Origin of the sequence: Pseudonocardia nematodicida, from assembly GCF_040105385.1 — a bacterium.
GTDB classification, from domain to species: Bacteria; Actinomycetota; Actinomycetes; order Mycobacteriales; family Pseudonocardiaceae; genus Pseudonocardia; species Pseudonocardia nematodicida.
Window position 1 is genome coordinate 77,913 of the sequence record NZ_JBEDNQ010000006.1, and the last position, 20,944, is coordinate 98,856.

The following is a 20,944-nucleotide window of genomic DNA, read 5'->3' on the forward strand; positions in this document are numbered from 1 at the left end:
TGATGCATCGTTGGGAACGTTCCCGCAACCGTTCTGATCTTCGACCCGGACCTCGGCCCGGCCCATGAGTTGTCCGCTCCCTTCTGGTCGCATCCCCGCCGGCGCGGGGAGGTCGCCCAGGCCTTGGCCGTTCGCCGGGCTCGTCCGAGCCCGACGGGTCAGGGCGAAGACCCGCACCTCCGGCGGCCCCGCCGACCCCCCGGGCGGACCTCCGCCGCCGTACTGCTCAGGTGTTCCCGCGGCGCTCCTGCTCGCGCTCGATCGCCTCGAACAGCGCCTTGAAGTTGCCCTTGCCGAAGCCGAGCGAGCCGTGCCGCTCGATGAGCTCGAAGAACACCGTCGGCCGGTCGCCGAGGGGCTTGGTGAAGATCTGCAGCAGGTAGCCGTCCTCGTCCCGGTCGACCAGGATCCCGCGGGACCGCAGCTCCTCGATCGGCCCCCGGACCTCGCCGATGCGGGCGCGCAGCTCCGGGTCGGAGTAGTAGGCGTCCGGGGTGTGCAGGAACTCCACACCGCGCTCGCGCAGCACGTCGACGGTGCCGAGGATGTCGTTCGTGGCCAGCGCCAGGTGCTGGGCCCCCGGACCGCCATAGAACTGCAGGTACTCGTCGATCTGGGACTTCCGCTTCCCGGGCGAGGGCTCGTTGAGCGGGAACTTCACCCGGTGGTTGCCCGAGGCGACGACCTTGCTCATCAGGGCCGAGTACTCGGTGGCGATGTCGTCGCCGACGAACTCGGCCATGTTCGTGAAGCCCATGACCCGGCGGTAGAACTCCACCCACTCGTCCATGCGGCCGAGCTCGACGTTGCCGACGACGTGGTCGAGGGCCTGGAACAGCCGGGGCCCGGTCCGCGGCGAGCGCCGCGCGACGTAGCCGGGCAGGTAGGGACCGTGGTAGCGGCTCCGGTCGACGAGGGTGTGCCGGGTCTCGCCGTAGGTGGCGATCGCGGCCGTCCGCACGGTGCCGTGCTCGTCGCCCACGTCGTGCGGCTCGACGAGCACCACCGCCCCCTCGGCCCGGGCGTGCGCGACGCAGCGGTCGACGTCGGGCACCTCCAGGGCGATGTCGACGACGCCGTCACCGTGCGCGCGGTGGTGGTCGGCGACCGGGCTGGCCGGGTCGACGGCGCCGCGCAGCTCGAAGCGGGCGGCGCCGGAGCGCAGCACGTAGGCGTGGTGGTCGCGGTTGCCGGTCTCCGGCCCGGAGTAGGCGACGAGCTCCATGCCGTAGACGGTCCGGAACAGCAGTGCGGCCTGGGTGGCGTTGCCGACCGCCCACACCACCGTGTCCCATCCGGTCACCGGGAACGGGTCACCGCTCGGGTCGTGCTCGACCAGCCCGACCAGCCGGTGCAGCTGGTCGGCGTCCAGCTCGGCGAGCCGCTCGGAGTCGGTGAGGGTCTTCTCGATGCTCATCGCTGGTCTCCTTCGACGCTCCCGGCCCGGCATGGCCGTACACCGAGGACACCGCGTGGGGGCCGATCCGGGCAACCGTCACGGCATCTGCTGGTCGATCCGCCCACCTCCTCCCCGATCGGGGTGGCGCGAGCAGGCCGGATCGACCAGGGGACCGGGGGTGCCGGACATCCGGACGTAGGCTCGACCCGGCATCCCGGCCACTGGTGGCCCCGCGGCACGCCGGGACGGATAGTGGAGGGCGGACCGCACGCGGTCCGCAGGCACGGACATCGGAGGGAGCACGCGTGGACGCCGCCGTTCGCACGCCCGCGAGCGCCGTCGGCGTGCCCGTCTCCGCCGCGGTGCACACCTTCCCCAAGACCTGCGGCCCCGCGACGACCGTCCGGTCGGCCCGGGAGTTCTTCGCGAACGACCACGTGCACGCCCTGCTCGTCGTGAACGGCACGGTGCTCGTCGCCGTCGTCGAGCGGGACGACCTCGACGGCGCCGCCGACGACGCCCCGGTCGCCCCGCTCGGACGCCTCGGCGACCGGGTGGCCCACCCGGACGACGACCTGCGCGCCACCTGGGACGCGATGGCCGGGGCCGGCCGGCGGCGGGTGGCCGTCGTCGACGCCGGCGGCCTGCTCACCGGCCTGCTGTGCCTCAAGCGCTCCGGGCGCGGCTTCTGCTCCGACGACGGCGTCCGGGCCCGGGCCGAGGAACGCGCCCTGGGCGACGGAACGGCCGAGCCCGGCTGCGCCACGACACCCTGACGCCCCACCGGCGGGCCCACCTGCACTGGACCGCCCGGCCGCCTCCCGGCAGTATTGTTTCCAGTTGAAACGATCGTGAGGGTGGTCGGTGCAGAACGCCCACGTTCTCCAGGTTCTCGTGACCGTGCTGGTCGCGGTGCTCGGGCTGACCCGGCTGGCCCGCGTCCTGCGGCTACCCGCCCCCGTCGTACTGCTGGTCGGCGGGGTCCCGCTGGCGTTCCTGCCGTGGACCGCGGACGTCACGTTGCCGCCCGAGGTCGTGCTGCTGCTCTTCCTGCCCGCGCTGCTGTACTGGGAGTCGTTGACGACCTCGCTGCGCGAGATCCGGTCCAACCTGCGCGTGGTGTTCCTGACCTCGGTCGTGCTGGTCCTGGTGACGGCCGGGACGGTCGCCGTCGTCGGGCACGCGTTGGGCCTGTCCTGGCCGGTGGCATGGGTGCTCGGCGCGGTCGTCGCGCCGACCGACGCCACCGCCGTCTCCGCCGTCGCACGCGGGATGCCCCGCCGGCAGCTGACCACGCTGCGCGCCGAGTCGCTGGTCAACGACGGCACGGCGCTGGTCGTCTTCGCGATCGCGGTCTCGGCCGCCACCGGGGCCGAGCAGTTCACCTGGGTGGGGGCCAGCACCCGGTTCGTGCTGTCCTACCTCGGCGGGGCGCTGGCCGGCCTGGTCGTGGCGTGGCTGGCGGTCCACGCACGCCGGATCGTGCGCGAACCGGTCCTGGAGAACACCGTCAGCGTGCTCACCCCGTTCGCCGCGTTCCTGCTGGCGGAGGAGATCGGCGGGTCCGGGGTGCTCGCCGTCGTGGTCACCGGGATCGCGCTGTCCCAGGTCGGCCCGCGGTCGGTGTCGGCGCGGACCCGGCTGCAGGCCCGCGCGTTCTGGCAGGTCACCACGTTCCTGCTGAACGGCGCGCTGTTCCTGCTCGTCGGCATGCAGCTGCGGCCCGCGCTGGCCGGGCTGCAGAGCCACACGTTCGGCGACGCCGTGCGCGACGCGCTGCTGGTGGCACTGACGGTGGTCGGCACCCGGCTCGTCTGGTCGTACACCACGCCGTACCTGATCCGGGCCGTCGACCGGCGCCCGCAGCAACGGCTGCGCCGGGTCGGCGCCCGGCAGCGGCTGGTGACGGCGTGGTCCGGGTTCCGCGGGGGCGTCTCGCTGGCCGCGGCACTCGCCGTCCCCACCGTGGTCGTCGGCGGCTCGCCGTTCCCCGGCCGGGATCTGATCATCGTCGTGACGTTCGGGGTCATCCTGGTCACGATGCTGTTCCAGGCCACGACGCTACCCGCGGTGCTGCGCTTCGCCCGGCTGCCCGAGGACACCGCCCAGGCCGGCGAGGAGGCGCTCGCGCACCGGGTGGCCGCGGAGGCGGGGCTCGCGGCGTTGCCGGCGACCGCCTCCCGGCTCGGCGTCGCGCCGGAGGCCGCCGCGCACGTCCGGGCCGACTACGAGGAGCGGCTGCACGCGCTCGCCGACCCCGGCTCCCCGGAGGCCCCCGAGGAACCCGAGCGGGTCGCGCAGGCCGACTACAAGCGGCTGCGGCACGCGTTGCTGGCCGAGAAGCGGTCGGCGGTCGTCACGTTGCGCGACGAGGGCCGGATCGACGACATCGTCCTGCGCCGCGTCCAGGCCGGCCTCGACGCGGAAGAGGTCCGGCTCGCCGGCCCGGTGGACGACGACTGAGCGTGCGGCCGCGTCAGCCGGTCTTCCAGGCCCCGGGGCGGTCGTAGATCTCCCGCAGGTCGAGCAGGTGGCCGCGCATCGCCTCCTCGGCCTCGGCCGCCTCGCCCCGGGCGATGTGCTCAGTGATCGTTCCGTGGCACGCGTCGACCTCCGCCCACCGCTCGGCCTCCACCACGGCCCGGTCCAGCCGGGTGCGCAGCACGTCGCCGACCGGCTGGCCCATCATCGTCAGCATCAGGTTCCCGGTGGCCATGAGCACCGTCGTGTGGAAGTCCATGTGCTCGACGAACCCGCTCGGGTCCCGCGGGTCGCGGGCCGGGGCCGCCGCGCGGCGCAGGGCCTCGACGGTCTCCGGCTCCGCCCGTTGCGCGGCGAGCCGCGCGGCGGCGGGCTCGAGCAGCAGCCGTGCCTCGAGCAGGTCGGCCATCGCCAGGCTGGGCGTGGCGACCAGCACCCCCAGCGCCCCGCCGACGTCCTCGACGAGCCGGGCGGGATCGGGCGCGGCGACGAACGACCCACCCTGCACGCCCCGACGCGTCTCGATCAGGTGCTGGCTCGCCAGCACCCGCAGGGCCTCGCGGACCGTCGAGCGGCTGACGCCGAACATCCCGGTCAGCTCGCTCTCGGACGGCAGCCGCGCCCCCGCCGCCAGGGCTCCGCGCATGATCTGCGAGCGCAGCTCGTCCGCGACCTGCCGGTAGGCCGGCCGCACCCGCTGGACCTTCAGGCGCGCGGTCGGCGCCCGCCGTGGCACCGGCGACGCGAGCTCGGTACCGGTCGGCGGCCTGTCGGCGCTCGGGCTCATGGTCACACTCCGCTGCTCTGACTGGGCCCGCCCGCCAGACGACCTCGGGCGCACCGTCGGGGTGACGATACCGGCCGCGACGCCACCGGAGGCGCCGCGAGCCGTAAACATCAGACTCATCCGGGGCCGCGACCGACCGTGCCGACCTCTTGCCTTCCTAAGTGTCAGACATTTACCGTCGAGGAGTCGGTTCACACGGCGGACGAAGGAGTCGGGCACGTGACGATCAAGCCGGGATGGCAGGGACGGTTCTTCGAGGACTTCGAGGTCGGTGACGTCTACCAGCACCCGCTGGGACGCACGATCACCGAGACGGACAACACCTGGTTCACCCTGCTGACGATGAACACCAACCAGGCGCACTTCAACGCGCAGGTGGGTGCGGACTCGGAGTTCGGCCGGATGCTGGTCGTCTCCCCGCTGACGATCTCGATCGCGATGGGCCAGTCGGTCACCGACACCACGCAGAACGCGTTCGCGAACCTCGGGCTGGACGACCTGAAGCTCACCGCCCCGGTGTTCGCCGGGGACACGATCTGGTCGGAGTCGATCGTGCTGTCCACGCGGGAGTCGAAGTCCCGCCCGACGGCCGGGATCGTCACCATCCGGACCCGCACGCTGAACCAGGACGCGGTCGAGGTGCTGAGCTTCCGGCGGACCTTCTACGTGCACAAGCGCGAGGTGGGCGGGGCGTCGTCGCTGTTCCCGCAGGCCGCGGAGCCGCTGACGCTGGAGGACGCGTGACCCGGCGTCCGCTGAAGGACGTCCGGATCGTCTCCCTGGAGCAGTACGGCGCGGGCCCGTTCGGGTCCATGCACCTCGCCGAGCTGGGCGCGGAGATCATCAAGATCGAGGATCCCTCGGTCGGCGGGGACGTGGGCCGGATGATCCCGCCCTACACCGCGCCGGGGGACTCGCTGTTCTTCCAGTCCTTCAACCGGGACAAGGTCTCGATCACCCTGGACGTCCGTTCGGAGAGCGGCCGGGAGGTGTTCCACGACCTGGTCCGGACCGCCGACGCGGTGTTCTCGAACCTGCGCGCCGACGTCCCGGCGAAGCTCGGCATCCGCTACGACGACCTCAAGGAGGTCAACCCGCAGATCGTCTGCTGCTCGCTGACCGGGTTCGGGATGACCGGGCCGCGCTCGGCCGAGCCGGGCTACGACTACGTGCTGCAGGCGCTGGGCGGGTGGATGTCGCTGACCGGTGAGCCGGGCGGCGCGCCGCAGAAGACCGGGCCGAGCCTGGTCGACTACTGCGGCGGCTACGTCGCCGCGATCTCGCTGCTGGGCGCGATCCACGGGGCACGGCGCGACGGGGTGGGCACCGACTGCGACCTCTCGCTCTACGACACCGCGATCAGCCTGCTCGCCTACCCGGGGACCTGGCACATGACGGCCGGGTACACCCCGGCCCGCACCCGGCAGTCCGCGCACCCGTCGCTGGTGCCGTTCCAGGCCTTCGAGGCGTCCGACGGCTGGCTGGTCGTGGGGTGTGCGAAGGAGAAGTTCTGGCAGCGGCTCACCGTCGTGCTGGACCGCCCGGACCTGGCCGAGGACCCGCGGTTCGCGACCTTCGCCGACCGGGACGTCCACCGCGACGAGCTGCTGCCGGAGCTGGAGGCGCTGTTCCGGACCCGCACGGTCGCCGAGTGGCTCGCCCCGCTGTACGCGGCGTCGGTGCCGTGCGCGCCGGTCCGGGACGTCGCGGGGGCGCTGACCGACCCGCACACCGTCGAGCGCGATCTCGTCGCCGAGACCCCGCACGACGACTTCGGCCCGGTCCGCACGCTGCGCAGCGCCGTGCGGGTCGGCCCGCCGGGTGCCGACCGCGCCCCGACCCGGCCGGCCCCGGCGATGGGCGCCGACACCGTCCGAGTCCTGCGCGAGCTGGGCTACGACGACGCCAGGATCACCGCGCTCCGCGACGCCGGAGCGCTCGGAAAGGACTGACATGGACTTCCGGTTCACCGACGAGCAGCGCCTCTTCCGCGAGACGCTGCGGGCCTTCGTCGACAAGGAGATCGTCCCGGTCGCCCGGGACTGGGAGCAGTCCGGCCGCTACCCCACCGAGATCGTCGAGGGGATGAGGCAGCTCGGGCTGTTCGGCCTCGCCGTCCCCGAGGAGTACGGCGGCCTGGCCGCCGACACCGTCTCGTTCGCGCTCACCTTCGAGGAGATCTCGCGGGGCTGGATGGGCATCGCGGGCATCCTGGGCAGCCACTCGGTGTCCTGCTTCCTGCTCGCCCAGCACGGCACCGAGGAGCAGAAGCAGCGCTACCTGCCCGAGCTGGCGACCGGCGCCCGCCGGACCGGGATCGCGCTGACCGAACCCGGCGCGGGCACCGACCTGCAGGGCATCCGCACCACCGCACGCCGCGACGGCGACGACTACGTCATCGACGGCACCAAGATGTGGATCACCAACGCCCGGCACGCGGACCCGCTGCCGGTGCTGGTCAAGACCGACCCCTCGGCGTCGCCCGCACACAAGGGCATGAGCATCCTGCTCGTCGAGGCGGGCACGCCCGGCTTCGAGGTCACCGCCGACATCGGCAAGCTCGGCTACAAGGGCACCGAGTCCTGCGAGGTCGTGCTCGACGGCGTGCGCGTCCCGGCGTCGGCGCTGCTCGGCGGGGTCGAGGGCCGGGGCCTGCAGCAGGCGCTGTCGTCGCTGGAGACCGGGCGGATCAACATCGCCGCCCGCAGCGTCGGGATCGCCCAGCGCGCCTACGACGAGGCGCTGTCCTACGCCCGCAGCCGGGAGGCGTTCGGGCAGCCGATCGGCGAGTTCCAGGCGGTGCAGCAGCGGCTCGCGCAGACCGCGGTGCGACTGCAGGCCGCCCGGCTGATGACCTACTGGGCGGCGTCGCGGATGGACGACGGCGTCCGGATGGACACCGAGTCCGGGATGGCGAAGATCTTCGCCTCGGAACAGGCGATGGAGTGCGCGGCCGACGCGATGCGCATCCACGGCGGCTACGGCTACTCCACCGAGTTCGAGGTCGAGCGGCTCTACCGCGACGCCCCGCTGATGTCGATCGGCGAGGGCACCAACGACGTGCTGCGCGGCGTCGTCGCCAAGGCACTGCTGTCCGGCAAGTCCACCGTCTCCTGACGCCGACCACACCGACCCGGAGGTCACCGATGACCACCATCCCGGCCCCACCGACCACCTCGCTCGCCGCGACGGTCGGCGAGTTCGCCGCCCGCGCCACCCTCGACGACGTCCCGCCCGAGGTCCTCGAGCGGGCCCGCCACCTCGTGCTGGATGCCGTCGGCCTGGCGTTCGCCTCCACCGCCTACGAGTTCCCGGGCGTCGCGCTGAAAGCGCTGTCGGCCTTCGGCGGTGCCGGCGAGCAGCCGGTGCTCGGACTGCCCAACCGGCTGCCCGCCCGGGACGCGGCCGTGCTCAACGGCGTGCTGATCCACGGCATGGACTTCGACGACACGCACATCCCGGCCGTCACGCACGTCACGGCCGCCGCGCTGCCCGCGGCGCTCGCCGCGGCGGTCTCCTCCGGCGCGGACACCCGGACCCTCCTGCTGGCCTACGTCCTCGGCGTCGAGGTGTCGGCCCGGGTCGGCATCGGCGGCGCCGGCGGGTTCCACGACGTCGGCTTCCACCCCACCGCCGTCGCCGGGGCGTTCGGCGCCGCGGTCGCCGCCGGGAAGGTGTCCGGTCTGGACGCGGCCGGGCTGACCACCGCGCAGGGCGTCGTCGGGTCGATGAGCGCCGGGCTGCTGGAGTTCCTCGCCGACGGGGCGTGGACCAAGCGGCTGCACCCGGGCTGGGCCGCGAACTGCGGGCTGACCGCCGCCGGGTTCGCCGCGGCCGGCTGGAGCGGGCCGGGCGCGGTCTACGAGGGACGGTTCGGCCTCTACAACTCCCACCTCGCCGGGCGCGACACCCGGCCGGACGCCGTCGCCGACGGGCTGGGCGAGACCTGGGAGCTGATGCGGACCGCGGTCAAGCCCTACCCGATCTGCCACTTCATCCACGCCTTCGCCGACGCCGCGCTGCTGCTCCGCCCGGAGATCGGCGACTCGGAGATCACCGGGGTCCGCTGCGCGATCCACCCGGTGCCGGGGAAGGTCGTGTGCGAGCCGCCGGAGGCGAAGTGGGCGCCCCGCGACGAGTACGACGCGAAGTTCAGCCTGCCCTACGTCGTCGCCACCACGCTGCTGCGCGGCCGGTTCGGCCTGGCCGAGCTGGCCGACGACGCGCTCGCCGACCGGGCGGCGCTGGACCTCGCCCAGAAGGTGCACGTCACCGAGGACGCCGACAGCGCGTTCCCGGCGGCCTACTCGGGCGCGATCGAGATCGAGCTCGCCGACGGCCGGGTGCTGCGGCACCGCGAGCAGGTCAACCGCGGCCACGACGAACGTCCACTGTCGAACGACGAGATCGCCGCCAAGTTCGCCGGGACGATCGGCACGGTGGCGTCCCCCGCCGTCGCCGACCGGGTGCGGGCCGCGGTGCTCGGGCTCGGCGACGACACCCCCGCCGCCGCGTTCGCCGAGGCGTGCCGTGGCTGACCGGCCGGTGCGCGTCGGGATCTTCCTCGCCCACCAGCAGCCGGCCGGCCGGGATCCGCTGGTCGCGCTGGACGAGCAGCTGCAACTCGTCCGGGCGGCCCGCGACGGCGGGCTGGACTCGGTGTTCGCCGGCCAGCACCACCTGCCCGAGTCGTTCTCGCACATCCAGCCGCTGCCCTGGCTGGCCCGGCTCGCCGCGGACGCCGGGGACATGCGGATCGGCACCGGAATCCACCTCCTCGCCCTGCACAACCCGGTGGACACCGCGGAGAACTACGCCGGCCTCGACGTCGTCGCCGGTGGTCGGTCGGTGTTCGGGGTCGGGCTCGGCTACCGCGAGGTCGAGTACGCCGCGTTCGGGATCCCGCCCGGGGAGAAGGTGCGCCGGTTCACCGAGAACCTACGGATCGTGCGCGAGCTGTGGTCCGGCGAGCCGGTGCACGCCGACCTGCCCTGGTGCCGGCTGGACGGGGCGGTCGCGACCACCCTGCCGGCATCGACGCCGCCGGTGTGGATGGCCGCGAACTCCGACGCGGCGGTCCGCCGGGCGGCCCGGTCGGCCGACACCTGGATGATCAATCCACATGCGACGACGGCGACCGTGCGCCGCCAGCTCGACCTGTTCCACGCCGAGCGCACCGCCGCCGGGCGCGGTCCAATCGGCGAGCTCCCGCTGATGCGCGAGGTCTACTGCGCGCCCACCCGGGAGCGGGCCCTGGAGCTGGCCCGTCCGTACCTGGCCGGCAAGTACGAGGTCTACGCGGACTGGGGCCAGGACAAGGTCCTCCCGGGAGCGGAGTCGTTCCGCACCGGCTACGACGAGCTGGCCCGCGACCGGTTCGTGGTCGGCACTCCCGAGGACTGCCTCGCGGCGCTGCTGCCGTGGCGCGACGAGGTCGGCGTCGACCACTTCGTGCTCCGCACCGAGTGGGCGGGGATGCCGGTCGGCGACGCGCTGGCCTCGCTGGACCTGCTGGCCCGGGAGGTCGCCCCGGTGCTGCGCGCCACCCCGGCCGTCGCCGTCCCGCACGGCTCGGCACCGGCCGGGAGCGCCCCGCGGTGAGGGCCGGCCCGGGTGGACCGCGCCCCGGAGCCGGATCCGGCCCGGCGGCCCGGGGCGTCGCCGGCAGCGCCGGGCCGGTGATCACCGGCCGGCCGCGGACTCCCCCGCGCGGGCGAGCAGCGCGGCTGCCCGGTCGACCACCGGCTTGTCGACGAGCGCGCCGTCGAGCACACCGACGGCTCCGTTCGCGGCGGTCTCCAGCACCGACCGGGCCCAGGCCAGCTGCTCGCCGGTCGGCCGGAACGCGGCCGCGACGACCTCGACCTGGGCCGGGTGGATGCACAGCTTCGCGGTCATTCCCAGCGCGAGCGCGGCGGCGCTGTCCGCCCGGAGCCGCTCGGTGTCGCGCACCGCGGTCGTGACGCCGTCGATCGGGGCGCCGGCTCCGGCGGCCCGGGCGGCGAGGACGAGCTCGGAGCGGGCCAGCCGCAGCGCGTCGTCGTCGGTGTGGTCCACCCCGATGTCGACGGCGAAGTCGACACTGCCGAACGCGGGGCGGACCACCCCGGGCACCGCGCAAAGCTCCTCGGTGCGCCGCAGCCCCCGTGCGGTCTCCAGCAGCGGGACGACGCCGGCGCCGCCGGGCAACGCGCCGACGAGGCCGGCGACCTGGTCCGGACTCTCGGCCTTCGGCAGCATCACCGGGCAGCCGGCCCCGGCGGCCAGCGCGGTGTCGGCGTCGTGCCAGGGGGTGCCGGTGCCGTTGACCCGCACCATCGCGCGGCCGCCGGCGGCCAGCCAGGACCGAACGTGCTCGCGCGCCACCGCCTTGCCCTCGGGGGCCACCGCGTCCTCCAGGTCGAGGACCACCACGTCCGCCCCGCTCGCGACGGCCTTGTCGAACCGGTCCGGCCGGGAGCCGGGGACGAACAGGAACGTGGTCGACGAGTCGATCGGCTGCATCACGTCATCGTTGATGTCTGACATTTAGCGTGTCAAGCGTTTACAGCGCCACCAACTGAGTAGAAAAAACATCAGATGATTACTTGAGTGGCGTCACTCGGTCATGCGACGCTCGATGTGACGAAAGGAACTCGATGAGGAAGCTGGGCAACGGTGCCGGGCTCGTGACCTGCCTCGTCGCCACGGTCGCGCTCGCGGCCGCATGTGGCGCACCTCCGGACGGCACCGCCGGACCGCAGAGCAGGACGCTGGTCGTGGCCGACTCCTACCCGGTGACGCACCCCGCCTCCACCGACGGGATCGTGCACTTCACCGACCGCGTCACCGAGCTGACCGGCGGTGAGGTCGACTTCGACTACTACCCGTCCGAGCAGCTGGGCAAGGCGGGCGACTACGTCACGCTGGTCGGCAACGGGGCGATCGACATCGGCGTCGTCTCCCCGCCGTACCTGTCGGACAAGCTCCCGCTGTCCAACGTCGGCGATCTCCCCGGGCTGAGCTCCGACTCCTGCACCACGGCACACGCCGTCGAGGCGCTCACCGCCGAGGACGGCGTGCTCTACGAGGAGGAGTTCGCGCCCCGCGGGCTGCGTCCGCTGTTCGTCGGTGTCGTGCCGCAGTACGAGTTCATGAGCAACGTCGAGATCACCGAACCGACCCAGATCGCGGGCATGCTGACCCGGTCCCCCGGCGGGGTCGTCGACCAGACGCTGCGGACGCTCGGGGCGGTCCCGGTGTCGATCGCCGGGCCCGAGGTCTACGAGGCCATGTCCCGCGGCACGGTCGACGCGATGACGCTCCCGCCGATGAGCGCGGTGCCGTTCCGGCTCGACGAGGTCGCCTCCTACGCCACCGAGGGCGCCCCGCTCGGCGGCTTCACCCTGACCTTCGCGATCTCCGAGGCGCTCTGGCAGGACCTTCCCGACGCGCACCGTGCGGCGATGACACAGGCCGGTGCCGAGACCGTGCAGAACCTCTGCGAGGAGATGACCACCCAGACCGCGGACGCCCGGGCGACCCTGGAGGCGGGCGGGATGACGTTCACGACGCTGTCCGACGCGCAGCGCGCCGAGTGGGACCGCGCGGTCACCGAGATCCGCGCGGACTGGGTCGCCGACATGGAGGCCGACGGCCGCCCCGGCGCGGCCGTGCTCGACGCGATGGAGTCCGAGCTCGAGCGGGTCCGCAGCGCCGGGGACGCCCGGTGAGCGCGGTGCGGCCCGCCGAGGCCCCCGCGACGACCGGTCCCGGCGACCGGGCGCTTCGCGGCGTCGAGAACGCGTTCGCCGCCGTCGGCCTGGCCGGCCTGGCCGCGACCGTCGTGCTGATCGTCGTCGACGTCGCCCTGCGCTACCTGATCGGTGCCCCGCTGTCCTGGTCGGTCGGCTTCGTCGGCGACTACGTCCTGATCGGACTGTTCTTCCTCGGGCTCGCCTACACCGTGCGCGAGGGGGCGCACGTCCGGATCGACCTCGTGCACCGCCGGCTCGGCCCGGGTGGGCGCCGGGTGCTGGCGATCGGAGGCTCGGTCCTGACCGCGACGTTCCTCGCGCTCGTCGCCTACGGCGGGCTGCAGCTGGCGCTCAAGGCGGCACGCATGGGCGACGTGCCGCTGGCCGCCGCGTCCGACCTGTCCTGGCCGGTGTGGACCTCGATCGCGATGGTGCCGCTCGGCGCCGGCCTGGCCGTCCTCCGGGTGCTGCACACCCTCATGGTCCAGCTGCGCATCCCGGAACCGCGCGACGACGCCACCACGACCGAGGAGGTCTAGGAGATGGTCCTCACCGGAGTCCTGATCCTCATGCTCGTGCTGCTGCTGGCACGGGTCCCGGTCGGTGTCGCGATCGGGCTGAGCGCGGTCGTCGGCCTGCTCGCCGTCGGCGGGCCCGCCGCGGCGCTCGGCTTCCTGGAGACCACGCCGTACTCCGCCGTCTCGGCCTACACCCTCGCCGCGATCCCGCTGTTCATCCTGATGGCGCAGCTGGTGCTCAAGAGCGGTGTCACCACCGAGCTCTTCGCCGCGGCCCGGGTGTGGGTCGGGCGGGTCCCGGCCGGCCTCGGGGTCGCGACGACGACCACCGGCGCCACCTTCGCGGCGGTGTCCGGATCCAGCACGGCGGCCGCGGCCGCGCTCGCCTCGACGACGATCCCGGAGATGGAGCGGGAGCGCTACGACGGCCGGCTGGCGAACGGCCTGGTCGCCGTCGTCGGCACGCTGGCCGCGATGGTGCCGCCCAGCATCATCCTGGTGTTCTACGCGATCCTCGCCGAGGTCAGCGTCGGCCAGATGCTGATCGCCGGGCTCGTCCCGGGGCTGCTCGTCACGCTGACGATCATCATCACGACGCTGGTCCTGGTCCGCCGCAAGCCCGAGCTGGCGCCGGCGGGCCGCCGGTACCCGATGGCCGAGAAGCTGCGCACGATCCCGGTGCTCGGACCGGTCGCGCTCCTCTTCGTCGTCGTCGTCGGCTCGATCTACTTCGGACTCACGACACCGACCGAGTCGGCCGGGCTCGGGGTCGCGGGCGCGCTGGTGATCGGGCTCGTCCGGCGCCGGCTCGACCTGCGCCGGATCGTCGACGCGCTGCGCGAGACGCTCACCGCCACCGCGATGATCCTGCTGATCATCTCCTCGGCGTACCTGTTCGGCTATTTCATGACGCTGACCGGGATCACCGGGACGATGGTCGACGCGATCTCCGGGATCGCCGCGCCACCGTTGCTGATCTTCGCCCTGATCGCGCTGGTGTACCTGGTCCTGGGCGCCTTCCTCGACCAGCTCGCGATCCTCGCGCTGACGGTGCCGGTGGTGCTGCCGCTGATCGAGACGCTCGGCTACGACCCGATCTGGTTCGGCGTCATGGTCATCCTGCTCGCGGAGATCGGCCTGGTGACCCCGCCGATGGGGATGAACGTGTTCGTCGTGTCCAGCTCGACCGGGCGGCCCGCGGAGGAGATCTTCGTCGGGGTGCTGCCGTACGTGGTGGCGCTGCTCGTGCTCGTCGCGGTGCTGGCCGCGGTGCCCGGGGTGGTGATGTGGCTCCCCGAGACGATGGGCGGATGATCTCCCCGCATAGGGTGCCTCCGATCAGGTGACGATCGAGGGGGACGCCATGAGCGAGAGCGCCACCGGCACCGCGGTCCCGCGGACCCGGTCCCGGGCGTGGGTGATCGCGCTGTGCTGGGCGGTGATCGTCGTCGACGGGTACGACCTCATCGTCTACGGCACGGTGCTGCCGACCCTGATCTCCGGCGAGTGGGCGCTCGACCCGGGGCAGGCGGGATTCATCGGCTCGCTCGCCCTGATCGGCATGCTGATCGGCGCCCTGGTCGCCGGCGTGGTGACCGACCGGATCGGGCGACGCCGGCTGATGATGATCTGCGTCGCCTGGTTCTCGATCGCGATGGCGTTCTGTGCCTTGGCGCCCAGCCCCGAGGTGTTCGGGGCCCTGCGGCTGGTCGCCGGGATCGGGCTCGGCGGCGTCGTGCCGACCGCGATCGCGCTGACCGTCGAGTACGCCCCGGCCGGGCGCCGCAACGCCACCAACGCGCTGATGTTCTCCGGCTACTCGGTCGGCGGGGTGCTCTCCGCCCTCGCCGGGATCGCGCTGCTGGAGACCCTCGGCTGGCGCTCGCTGTTCTGGATCGGCGCGGGCGTCGGCGCGGTGCTGCTGGTGGTCGTCGTCGTGGCGCTGCCCGAGTCGGTCGCCTATCTCGCCGCGAAGGGCCGCCGCGACGAGGCCTCCGCGCTGGCCGCCCGGTACGGGATGCCGGTACCCGAGGTCGCGGCGCCCGGCGCCCGGCCCGGCGGGGTGCGGGACCTGCTGGCGGCTCCGTACCTGCGCGGGACGCTGCTGTTCTGGCTGGGCACCGCGTTCGGGCTGCTGCTGGTCTACGGCCTGAACACCTGGCTGGCGCAGATCATGCGGGCGGCCGGGTACCCGCTCGGCCCGGCGCTGGCGTTCCTGCTGGCGCTCAACCTCGGCGCGATCGTCGGGGCCCCGCTGCTCGGATCGCTGGCCGACCGGGTCGGGGCACGGCCGGTGATCACCGGGATGTTCCTGACCGCGGCCGTCTCGATCCTGCTGCTCATGGTGCGGTTCCCGACCCCGGTGCTGCTCGCCCTGATCGCCGTCGCCGGGGCGTGCACGATCGGGACGACGATCATCGTCAACTCCTACACCGCGACCTTCTACCCCGAGCACCTGCGCGCCACCGGTCTCGGCTGGGCGCTGGGGATCGGCCGGATCGGCGCGATCGCCGGACCGATCTACGGCGGCCTGGTGATGGCCACCGGCGCCGGGTTCGCCGCGAACTTCCTCGCGTTCGCGATCCCGGCGGTGCTCGGCGCGATCGTGATCGTGCTGGTCCCGCAGCGGGCCCGCCCCTCAGGCCAGTAGGCCTTCGGTCGTCATCCGGACCCGCTCGATCCGCCCGCCGGACAGGTGGACGAGCCGGTCGACGCACACGGAACGCCGGCGCGGGTCACCGCCCGGCGCGGTCCCGGAGTGGTAGAAGAAGAACCACTCCCCGCCGACCTCGACGATCGCCGGCCGGTTGGTGGCGCAGTTCCCCGGAACCTCGGCGAGCAGCCCGGCGAACTCCCAGGGGCCGTCGAGGCTGCGGCTGCGCGCGTGGGCGACGCGTTGCGGGGCGTCGTAGCCGTAAGCGAGGTGGAACCAGCCGTCGTGCGCGTGCACGTGCGCGCCCTCCTGAAAGCCCGGCAGCTCGATCTCGGTGATCGGGCCGGCGAGCGCGGTCATCGAGTCGTCGAGGCGGGCGGTGAAGCAGCGCCCCTTGCCCCAGAACAGCCGGGCCCGTCCCTCGTGGACGATCACCGCGGGATCGATCGTGTGGTCGTCGCCGGTGTCGTACGGGACATCGTTGGTGATCATCGCCCGGCCGAGCGCGTCGGTGAAGGGTCCGCCCGGCGCGTCCGCGACCGCCACACCGATCGCCCCACCCGGCACCTCCGCGTGGTTCACCGCCACGTACCAGTGGACGCGCCCGTCCCGCTCGACGACCGCGCCGGCCTTCGCGCCGTCGCGCGCCCAGCCGAAGTGGGAGAGCGTGAGCGGGGCCCCGTGCGCGGTCCACCGGACGAGGTCGGTGGAGGAGAAGTGCAGCCAGTCCCGCATCACGAAGCGGTCGGAACCGGGCGGCGCCTCGTCGTGTCCGGTGTAGAGGTGCACGACGCCGTCGTGCACCAGCACCGCCGGATCCGATGTGTACACGTCGGTGATGATCGGGTTGCCGCGCACCACGCCGTCGTCGGAGGTCATGGTTCCGCAGTTACCCGATCGGTTCGACGGCAGAACGTCACCCACCCGGCTTGTCCCGTTCGTCCCGCTCCGAGCATGCTGACGCCGTGGGTGCCGCAGCGACGACCGACGACTCGAACCGCTCCCCCGTGACCGCCCGGGGCGGTGCCGGGCGCCAGGTCGCCGCGACGCTGGTCATGGTGTCCGCGATCGCGCTGTTCGTCGTGCAGGAGCCGTGGTCGGGCTACGGTCTGATCGTCGCCGGACTGGTGCTGGCCGCGGTCGTCGACCGTGCCCTGCTGAAACACCTGGCGCTGATCGCGGCCAGCCTGGTGATCATCAGCACGATGTCGCTGGAGGCCGACCTCAGCGACGCCGGCATGGCCCGGTTCACCGTGGTGCTCTCCGCGGCCGTGCTGCTGCCGTTCGCGATCTCCCGGCTGTGGTGGCGGGAGGACATCATCCGGTTCCCGATGCTCACCGGGAAGCGCTGGAGCGGGTTCGAGTACGGCTACCTGGCACTCGTCGTCGTCGCCGGCTACCTGCTGCTGCCCTGGTACTTCATCGGGACCGGTGCCTACCAGAACTGGCCGGAGATCTCCGGGACGAATGAGATCATCCGGCTGTTCGTCGGGGTGAACGCCGTCGGGCTGTGGGACGAGCTGTTCTTCATCTGCACGGTGTTCGCGCTGCTGCGCCGGCACTTCCCGTTCTGGCAGGCCAACGTGCTGCAGACGATCGTGTTCGTGTCGTTCCTGTGGGAGCTGGGCTACCGCGGGATCGGGCCGCTGCTGACGATCCCGTTCGCGCTGCTGCAGGGCTACATCTTCCAGCGCACGCGGTCGTTCACCTACGTGCTGGTCGTGCACCTGACCTTCGACCTGATCATCTTCGGGATCCTGGTGCACGCCTACAACCCGCACCTGGCCGACGTGTTCCTGACCAGCCCGCGCTGAGGTGTGCCACGCTGCCCGGCGTGGAGATCGGCATCGTGTTCCGCCCGGGGCTACCGCCCGAGCAGCTACCGGCCGTCGCCCGCGACGCGGAAGCCGCCGGCGTCGATCAGCTCTGGTTGTGGGAGGACTGCTTCCTGCACGGCGGTACGGCGACCGCCGCGGTGGCGCTGGCCCGCACCGAGCGGATCCGGGTCGGGGTGGGCCTCTATCCCGTGCCGCTACGCAACCCGGCCGTCATCGCGATGGAGATCGCCACGCTGGCCCGGTTGTTCCCGGAACGCTTCCTGCCGACCCTCGGGCACGGCGTCCTGGAGTGGATGGGCCAGGTCGGGAACCGGGCGGCGTCACCGATGACGATGCTGGCCGAGCACACCACCGCGGTGCGCGACCTTCTCGCCGGCCGTGAGGTCTCCACCTCCGGTCGCTACGTGCATCTGGACCGGGTCGCGCTGGACCACCCGCCCGCGCAGGTGCCCCCGGTCCTGATCGGAGCGCGCGGCCCGAAGACGCTCCGGCTCGCCGGTGAACTCGCCGACGGCGTGCTCCTGGACTCCGGCCGGACACCCGCCGAGGTCCGGTCCTCGCTCGCCGAGACCGAACGGGGCGGTCCTGGCCCAGGCTTCCGGCGGATCGCCTACCTCGACACCCACGACACACCGGAGCGGACCCTCGACGCCGTCCGGGAGCACGCGGCGGCCGGGCTCGACACCGTCGTCCTCGTCCCGCCGGCCGACGATCCGGACCCGCGCCCGTGGCTGCCGGTCGCCGGAGGCTGACTCCCCGCCTCGGCGGCGCCGTCACTCCGACCGCTCGGCCGCGAACCGCGCGTACCACCGCACCGTGTCCGGGTCGTCGACGGAGGCGAGGTTCGCGGCCTTCTCCAGCGGCCGGCCGCTGAGCAGCTTCTTGACCGGGACCTCGAGCCGCTTGCCGTTCAGGGTGTGCGGCACGGCCGGTGCCTCGACGATCTCGTCCGGGACGTGCCGGGGCGAGAGCCGGGACCGCAGGGTGCTCACGATCTTCTGCCGCAGGGCGTCGTCCAGCGGGTGCCCGTCGGCCGGGACGACGAACAGGCCCAGCCAGTACCCGTCGTCGGGCAGGTCGACGCCGACCACCAGGGTCTCGGTGATCTCCTCCATCGGTTCGAGCACGTCGTAGAAGTCGCCGGTACCCAGCCGCACACCGTGCCGGTTGAGCGTCGAGTCCGAGCGGCCGTGGACCGACACGCTGCCGTCGGCGTGCATCGTCACCCAGTCGCCGTGCCGCCAGACGCCCGGCCAGGTGTCGAAGTAGGACTCCGTGTAGCGCGTCGCATCCGGGTCGTTCCACAGGTGGACCGGCATCGACGGCATCGCACTCGTGATCACGAGGTCGCCGACCTCGTCGACGACCGGCTCTCCGTCGTCGTCCCAGGCCGCGCAGTCGACGCCCGCCAGCCGGCCACCGATCCGGCCGGGCCGGACCGGTGTGTACTCGTTCGCGCCGACGAACGAGCCGGAGATGTCGGTGCCGCCGCTGGTCGAGTCGATCCGCATGTCCGGGCTGACGTGCTCGTGGAGCCAGCGGTAGCCGTCCGGGGGAAGCGCCGAGCCGCTCACCATGACGTGCCGTAGCCGGCTGAAGTCCTGCTCGGCGACGGGCGAGACGCCGCTGTTCGCCGTCGCGGTGACGACGGCGGCGCCCATCAGCACGACGTCGGCCCCGGTCCGCGCGGCGACCTCCCAGACCGCGCCCGGCGGGTGGCCGGGACTGCCCTCGTACAGCACGATGCTCGCGCCCTGGGTGAGCGCGCCGAGCTGCATGTTCCACAGCGCCCAGCCGGTCGAGGTGTAGGTGAACATCCGCTCGCCGGCGCGCAGCCCGCAGTACAGCCCGGACCACTTGAGACCTTCCAGGGTGATCCCGCCGTGCGAGTGCACCAGCCCCTTGGGCAGGCCCGTGGTGCCCGAGGTGAACAGCACCCACAGCGGGTGCGAGAACTCGACCTGCGCGAACTCCGGTTCGGCGGGCGTGGCCAGGAGCTCGTCCCACGGCGTCGTGCCCTCGGGGGCCGGCCGGTCGAACGCGTACCCGACGTGCACGACGTGGCGGAGGGTCGGGAGCTCCTCCCGGAGCTGGTCGACGACGTCGGCGCGGTCGAGCGTCCTGCCGTTCCAGTGGTAGCCGTCGGCGGCGATCAGCACGGTCGGTTCGAGCTGCGCGAGCCGCCCGGCCGTCCCGTCGGCGCCGAAGTCCGGTGAGCAGCAGGACCAGACCGCGCCGACCGCCGCGGCGGCGAGCAGCCCGATCACCGCGTGCTCGGTGTCGGGCAGGTAGGCGCAGACCCGGTCGCCGGGGCGCACCCCGGCCCGGCGCAGCCACCCGGCGGCCGCCGCGACGGAACGGCGCAGCTCGCCCCGGGTGATCTCGCGGGCGGGCCCGCCGCCCTCCTGGACGCAGACCAGCGCGACGTCGTCCCCCGAGCCGCGGCGCAGCGCGTGCTCGGCCCAGTTCAGCCGGGCACCGGTGAACCAGCGGGTGTGCGGCATCGGGTCGGCGGTGCGGACCTGCTCCCAGGGCGTGGAGAACGCGACCTCGTAGTAGTCGACGATCGAGCGCCAGAAGCGGTCGATGTCCTCCACCGACCACGCCCAGAAGGTCCCGTGGTCGTCGAACGCCCGGCCCTCGCGCCGCTGCAGCCAGTCGAGGTACTCCCGCAGCGCGGAGCCGGCGATCCGCTCCCTCATCATGCACCTCCGGTGCCTGTGAGTACTTTTCGTGGCTGGAGCCACGAAAAGTACTCACAGGCGGCGCAGCCGCCTACACCAGTGACGCGGACAACCCGCCGTCGAGCACGTACGCGCTTCCGGTGACCCACGACGCCCGGTCGGACGCCAGGAACGCCGCCACCTCGGCGATGTCGGTCGGCGTACCGAGCCGGCCCTGCTTCTGCGCGACGAGGTCGCCGAACGGGACCTGGGTCGCCGCCTCGAAGTCCGGCACCAGCCGCTCGACCATCGCGGTGTCCGCGAAACCCGGGCACACGGCGTTGAACCGCACACCGGTCGGGCGCATCTCCACCGCGGCGACCCGGGTCATCTGGATCAGCGCCGCCTTGCTCGCGCAGTACGACCCGAGCAGCGGGCTGCCGCCCAGCCCCGCGATCGAGGCGATGTTGACGACGTTGCCCCTCGACTCCATCAGGTGCGGAATCGCCGCCTTCATCGCCACGAACGGCCCGCGCACGTTGACCGCATGGATCCGCTCGAAGCTCTCGGTCGACTGCTGCAGCAGCGGCGAGGAGATCTCGATCCCGGCGTTGTTGACCAGCACGTCGAGCCCGCCGAGGATCTCCACCGCCCGGGCCACCGCGGCCTGCACCTGCGCCTCGTCGGTGACGTCGCAGTTCGCGACGCCCGCCGCCCCGATCTCGGCGGCCGCCTTCTCGGCGGTCTCGGCGTCGATGTCGCTCACCACGACCCGGGCGCCGCGCTCGGTGAACAGCGTGGCGATCGCCTTGCCGATCCCGGCACCGGACCCGGTGACGAGGACCCGCTTGCCCTCCAGCTCGGCCATC

Annotated in this window: 19 protein-coding genes; 13 read left to right on the top strand and 6 right to left on the bottom strand. The window is 73.0% G+C overall.

What is annotated here, in order from left to right; translation table 11 throughout:
- Positions 1 to 226 precede the first annotated feature (226 nt).
- On the bottom strand, positions 227 to 1,417 hold the full coding sequence (gene hppD, locus WIS52_RS15680) for a 4-hydroxyphenylpyruvate dioxygenase (protein WP_349298991.1): 1,191 nt from the start codon (positions 1,415 to 1,417) through the stop codon (positions 227 to 229).
- 287 nt (positions 1,418 to 1,704) lie between these two features.
- Here hppD and WIS52_RS15685 point away from each other — a divergent pair, with 287 nt between their 5' ends.
- Complete coding sequence (locus tag WIS52_RS15685) at positions 1,705 to 2,175, top strand: CBS domain-containing protein (protein ID WP_349298992.1); 471 nt, start codon at positions 1,705 to 1,707, stop codon at positions 2,173 to 2,175.
- An 88-nt stretch (positions 2,176 to 2,263) separates the two neighbouring features.
- The gene (locus WIS52_RS15690; protein WP_349298993.1) at positions 2,264 to 3,862 is read left to right on the top strand and encodes a Na+/H+ antiporter; all 1,599 of its coding nucleotides are present in this window, start codon (positions 2,264 to 2,266) and stop codon (positions 3,860 to 3,862) included.
- Between the two features lie 13 nt (positions 3,863 to 3,875).
- Here the strand turns inward: WIS52_RS15690 and WIS52_RS15695 are convergent, their stop codons facing one another.
- The gene (locus tag WIS52_RS15695) at positions 3,876 to 4,667 is read right to left on the bottom strand and encodes a FadR/GntR family transcriptional regulator (RefSeq protein WP_349298994.1); all 792 of its coding nucleotides are present in this window, start codon (positions 4,665 to 4,667) and stop codon (positions 3,876 to 3,878) included.
- Between the two features lie 219 nt (positions 4,668 to 4,886).
- Here WIS52_RS15695 and WIS52_RS15700 point away from each other — a divergent pair, with 219 nt between their 5' ends.
- From WIS52_RS15700 to WIS52_RS15720, 5 genes are read left to right on the top strand one after another with little or no spacing between them, the layout of a single operon-like run.
- Positions 4,887 to 5,411 carry a MaoC family dehydratase gene (locus WIS52_RS15700; RefSeq protein ID WP_349298995.1) on the top strand — a complete coding sequence of 175 codons (525 nt, stop codon included), beginning with the start codon at positions 4,887 to 4,889 and terminating at the stop codon, positions 5,409 to 5,411.
- Complete coding sequence (locus WIS52_RS15705) at positions 5,408 to 6,619, top strand: CaiB/BaiF CoA transferase family protein (RefSeq protein ID WP_349298996.1); 1,212 nt, start codon at positions 5,408 to 5,410, stop codon at positions 6,617 to 6,619. Before WIS52_RS15700 ends, WIS52_RS15705 begins: the two co-directional genes overlap by 4 nt.
- Position 6,620: 1 nt before the next feature.
- The gene (locus tag WIS52_RS15710; RefSeq protein WP_349298997.1) at positions 6,621 to 7,784 is read left to right on the top strand and encodes an acyl-CoA dehydrogenase family protein; all 1,164 of its coding nucleotides are present in this window, start codon (positions 6,621 to 6,623) and stop codon (positions 7,782 to 7,784) included.
- 29 nt (positions 7,785 to 7,813) lie between these two features.
- The gene (locus WIS52_RS15715) at positions 7,814 to 9,205 is read left to right on the top strand and encodes an MmgE/PrpD family protein (protein WP_349298998.1); all 1,392 of its coding nucleotides are present in this window, start codon (positions 7,814 to 7,816) and stop codon (positions 9,203 to 9,205) included.
- Positions 9,198 to 10,268, top strand: coding sequence for an LLM class flavin-dependent oxidoreductase (locus WIS52_RS15720; RefSeq protein WP_349298999.1), 1,071 nt, complete (start codon positions 9,198 to 9,200; stop codon positions 10,266 to 10,268). The genes WIS52_RS15715 and WIS52_RS15720 overlap by 8 nt, the downstream gene beginning before the upstream one ends.
- 81 nt (positions 10,269 to 10,349) lie before the next feature.
- On the opposite strand, the gene WIS52_RS15725 is transcribed toward WIS52_RS15720, so the two are convergent.
- A complete protein-coding gene (locus WIS52_RS15725; RefSeq protein WP_349299000.1) occupies positions 10,350 to 11,171 on the bottom strand; it encodes an HpcH/HpaI aldolase/citrate lyase family protein in 822 nt (273 codons plus the stop codon).
- Positions 11,172 to 11,305: 134 nt separating this feature from the next.
- Here WIS52_RS15725 and WIS52_RS15730 point away from each other — a divergent pair, with 134 nt between their 5' ends.
- From WIS52_RS15730 to WIS52_RS15745, 4 genes are read left to right on the top strand one after another with little or no spacing between them, the layout of a single operon-like run.
- On the top strand, positions 11,306 to 12,379 hold the full coding sequence (locus tag WIS52_RS15730; protein ID WP_349299001.1) for a TRAP transporter substrate-binding protein: 1,074 nt from the start codon (positions 11,306 to 11,308) through the stop codon (positions 12,377 to 12,379).
- Complete coding sequence (locus tag WIS52_RS15735; protein ID WP_349299002.1) at positions 12,376 to 12,942, top strand: TRAP transporter small permease; 567 nt, start codon at positions 12,376 to 12,378, stop codon at positions 12,940 to 12,942. Before WIS52_RS15730 ends, WIS52_RS15735 begins: the two co-directional genes overlap by 4 nt.
- Before the next feature lie 3 nt (positions 12,943 to 12,945).
- The gene (locus WIS52_RS15740) at positions 12,946 to 14,235 is read left to right on the top strand and encodes a TRAP transporter large permease (RefSeq protein WP_349299003.1); all 1,290 of its coding nucleotides are present in this window, start codon (positions 12,946 to 12,948) and stop codon (positions 14,233 to 14,235) included.
- Between the two features lie 49 nt (positions 14,236 to 14,284).
- Positions 14,285 to 15,571, top strand: a complete 1,287-nt coding sequence (locus WIS52_RS15745) for an MFS transporter (protein WP_349299004.1) — start codon at positions 14,285 to 14,287, stop codon at positions 15,569 to 15,571.
- Here WIS52_RS15745 and WIS52_RS15750 read toward each other — a convergent pair.
- Entirely contained in the window at positions 15,560 to 16,453 is an 894-nt protein-coding gene (locus WIS52_RS15750) for a family 43 glycosylhydrolase (RefSeq protein WP_349299005.1), read from the bottom strand. The two genes, WIS52_RS15745 and WIS52_RS15750, sit on opposite strands and share 12 nt — an antisense overlap.
- Before the next feature lie 86 nt (positions 16,454 to 16,539).
- On the opposite strand from WIS52_RS15750, the gene WIS52_RS15755 reads away from it, so the two are divergent.
- Together WIS52_RS15755 and WIS52_RS15760 are read left to right on the top strand one after the other, a co-directional pair.
- Positions 16,540 to 17,388 (top strand): CPBP family intramembrane glutamic endopeptidase, encoded by an 849-nt coding sequence (locus WIS52_RS15755; protein WP_349299006.1) that lies wholly within the window; start codon positions 16,540 to 16,542, stop codon positions 17,386 to 17,388.
- 20 nt (positions 17,389 to 17,408) lie between these two features.
- Positions 17,409 to 18,164 (top strand): LLM class flavin-dependent oxidoreductase, encoded by a 756-nt coding sequence (locus tag WIS52_RS15760; RefSeq protein ID WP_349299007.1) that lies wholly within the window; start codon positions 17,409 to 17,411, stop codon positions 18,162 to 18,164.
- Between the two features lie 21 nt (positions 18,165 to 18,185).
- Here WIS52_RS15760 and WIS52_RS15765 read toward each other — a convergent pair whose 3' ends face one another.
- Positions 18,186 to 20,114, bottom strand: coding sequence for an acetoacetate--CoA ligase (locus WIS52_RS15765; protein WP_349299008.1), 1,929 nt, complete (start codon positions 20,112 to 20,114; stop codon positions 18,186 to 18,188).
- 73 nt (positions 20,115 to 20,187) lie between these two features.
- Positions 20,188 to 20,943 (bottom strand): SDR family NAD(P)-dependent oxidoreductase, encoded by a 756-nt coding sequence (locus WIS52_RS15770; protein WP_349299009.1) that lies wholly within the window; start codon positions 20,941 to 20,943, stop codon positions 20,188 to 20,190.
- Between the last annotated feature and the right edge of the window lies 1 nt (position 20,944).

What these genes read in the sequence shown, in the direction of transcription:
- hppD (WP_349298991.1), bottom strand. Translation starts at nt 1,417, where the DNA reads ATGAGCATCGAGAAGACCCTCACCGACTCCGAGCGGCTCGCCGAGCTG.
- WIS52_RS15695 (WP_349298994.1), bottom strand. Translation starts at nt 4,667, where the DNA reads ATGAGCCCGAGCGCCGACAGGCCGCCGACCGGTACCGAGCTCGCGTCG.
- WIS52_RS15710 (WP_349298997.1), top strand. Translation starts at nt 6,621, where the DNA reads ATGGACTTCCGGTTCACCGACGAGCAGCGCCTCTTCCGCGAGACGCTG.
- WIS52_RS15715 (WP_349298998.1), top strand. Translation starts at nt 7,814, where the DNA reads ATGACCACCATCCCGGCCCCACCGACCACCTCGCTCGCCGCGACGGTC.
- WIS52_RS15725 (WP_349299000.1), bottom strand. Translation starts at nt 11,171, where the DNA reads ATGCAGCCGATCGACTCGTCGACCACGTTCCTGTTCGTCCCCGGCTCC.
- WIS52_RS15730 (WP_349299001.1), top strand. Translation starts at nt 11,306, where the DNA reads ATGAGGAAGCTGGGCAACGGTGCCGGGCTCGTGACCTGCCTCGTCGCC.
- WIS52_RS15740 (WP_349299003.1), top strand. Translation starts at nt 12,946, where the DNA reads ATGGTCCTCACCGGAGTCCTGATCCTCATGCTCGTGCTGCTGCTGGCA.
- WIS52_RS15745 (WP_349299004.1), top strand. Translation starts at nt 14,285, where the DNA reads ATGAGCGAGAGCGCCACCGGCACCGCGGTCCCGCGGACCCGGTCCCGG.
- WIS52_RS15750 (WP_349299005.1), bottom strand. Translation starts at nt 16,453, where the DNA reads ATGACCTCCGACGACGGCGTGGTGCGCGGCAACCCGATCATCACCGAC.
- WIS52_RS15765 (WP_349299008.1), bottom strand. Translation starts at nt 20,114, where the DNA reads ATGAGGGAGCGGATCGCCGGCTCCGCGCTGCGGGAGTACCTCGACTGG.
- WIS52_RS15770 (WP_349299009.1), bottom strand. Translation starts at nt 20,943, where the DNA reads ATGGCCGAGCTGGAGGGCAAGCGGGTCCTCGTCACCGGGTCCGGTGCC.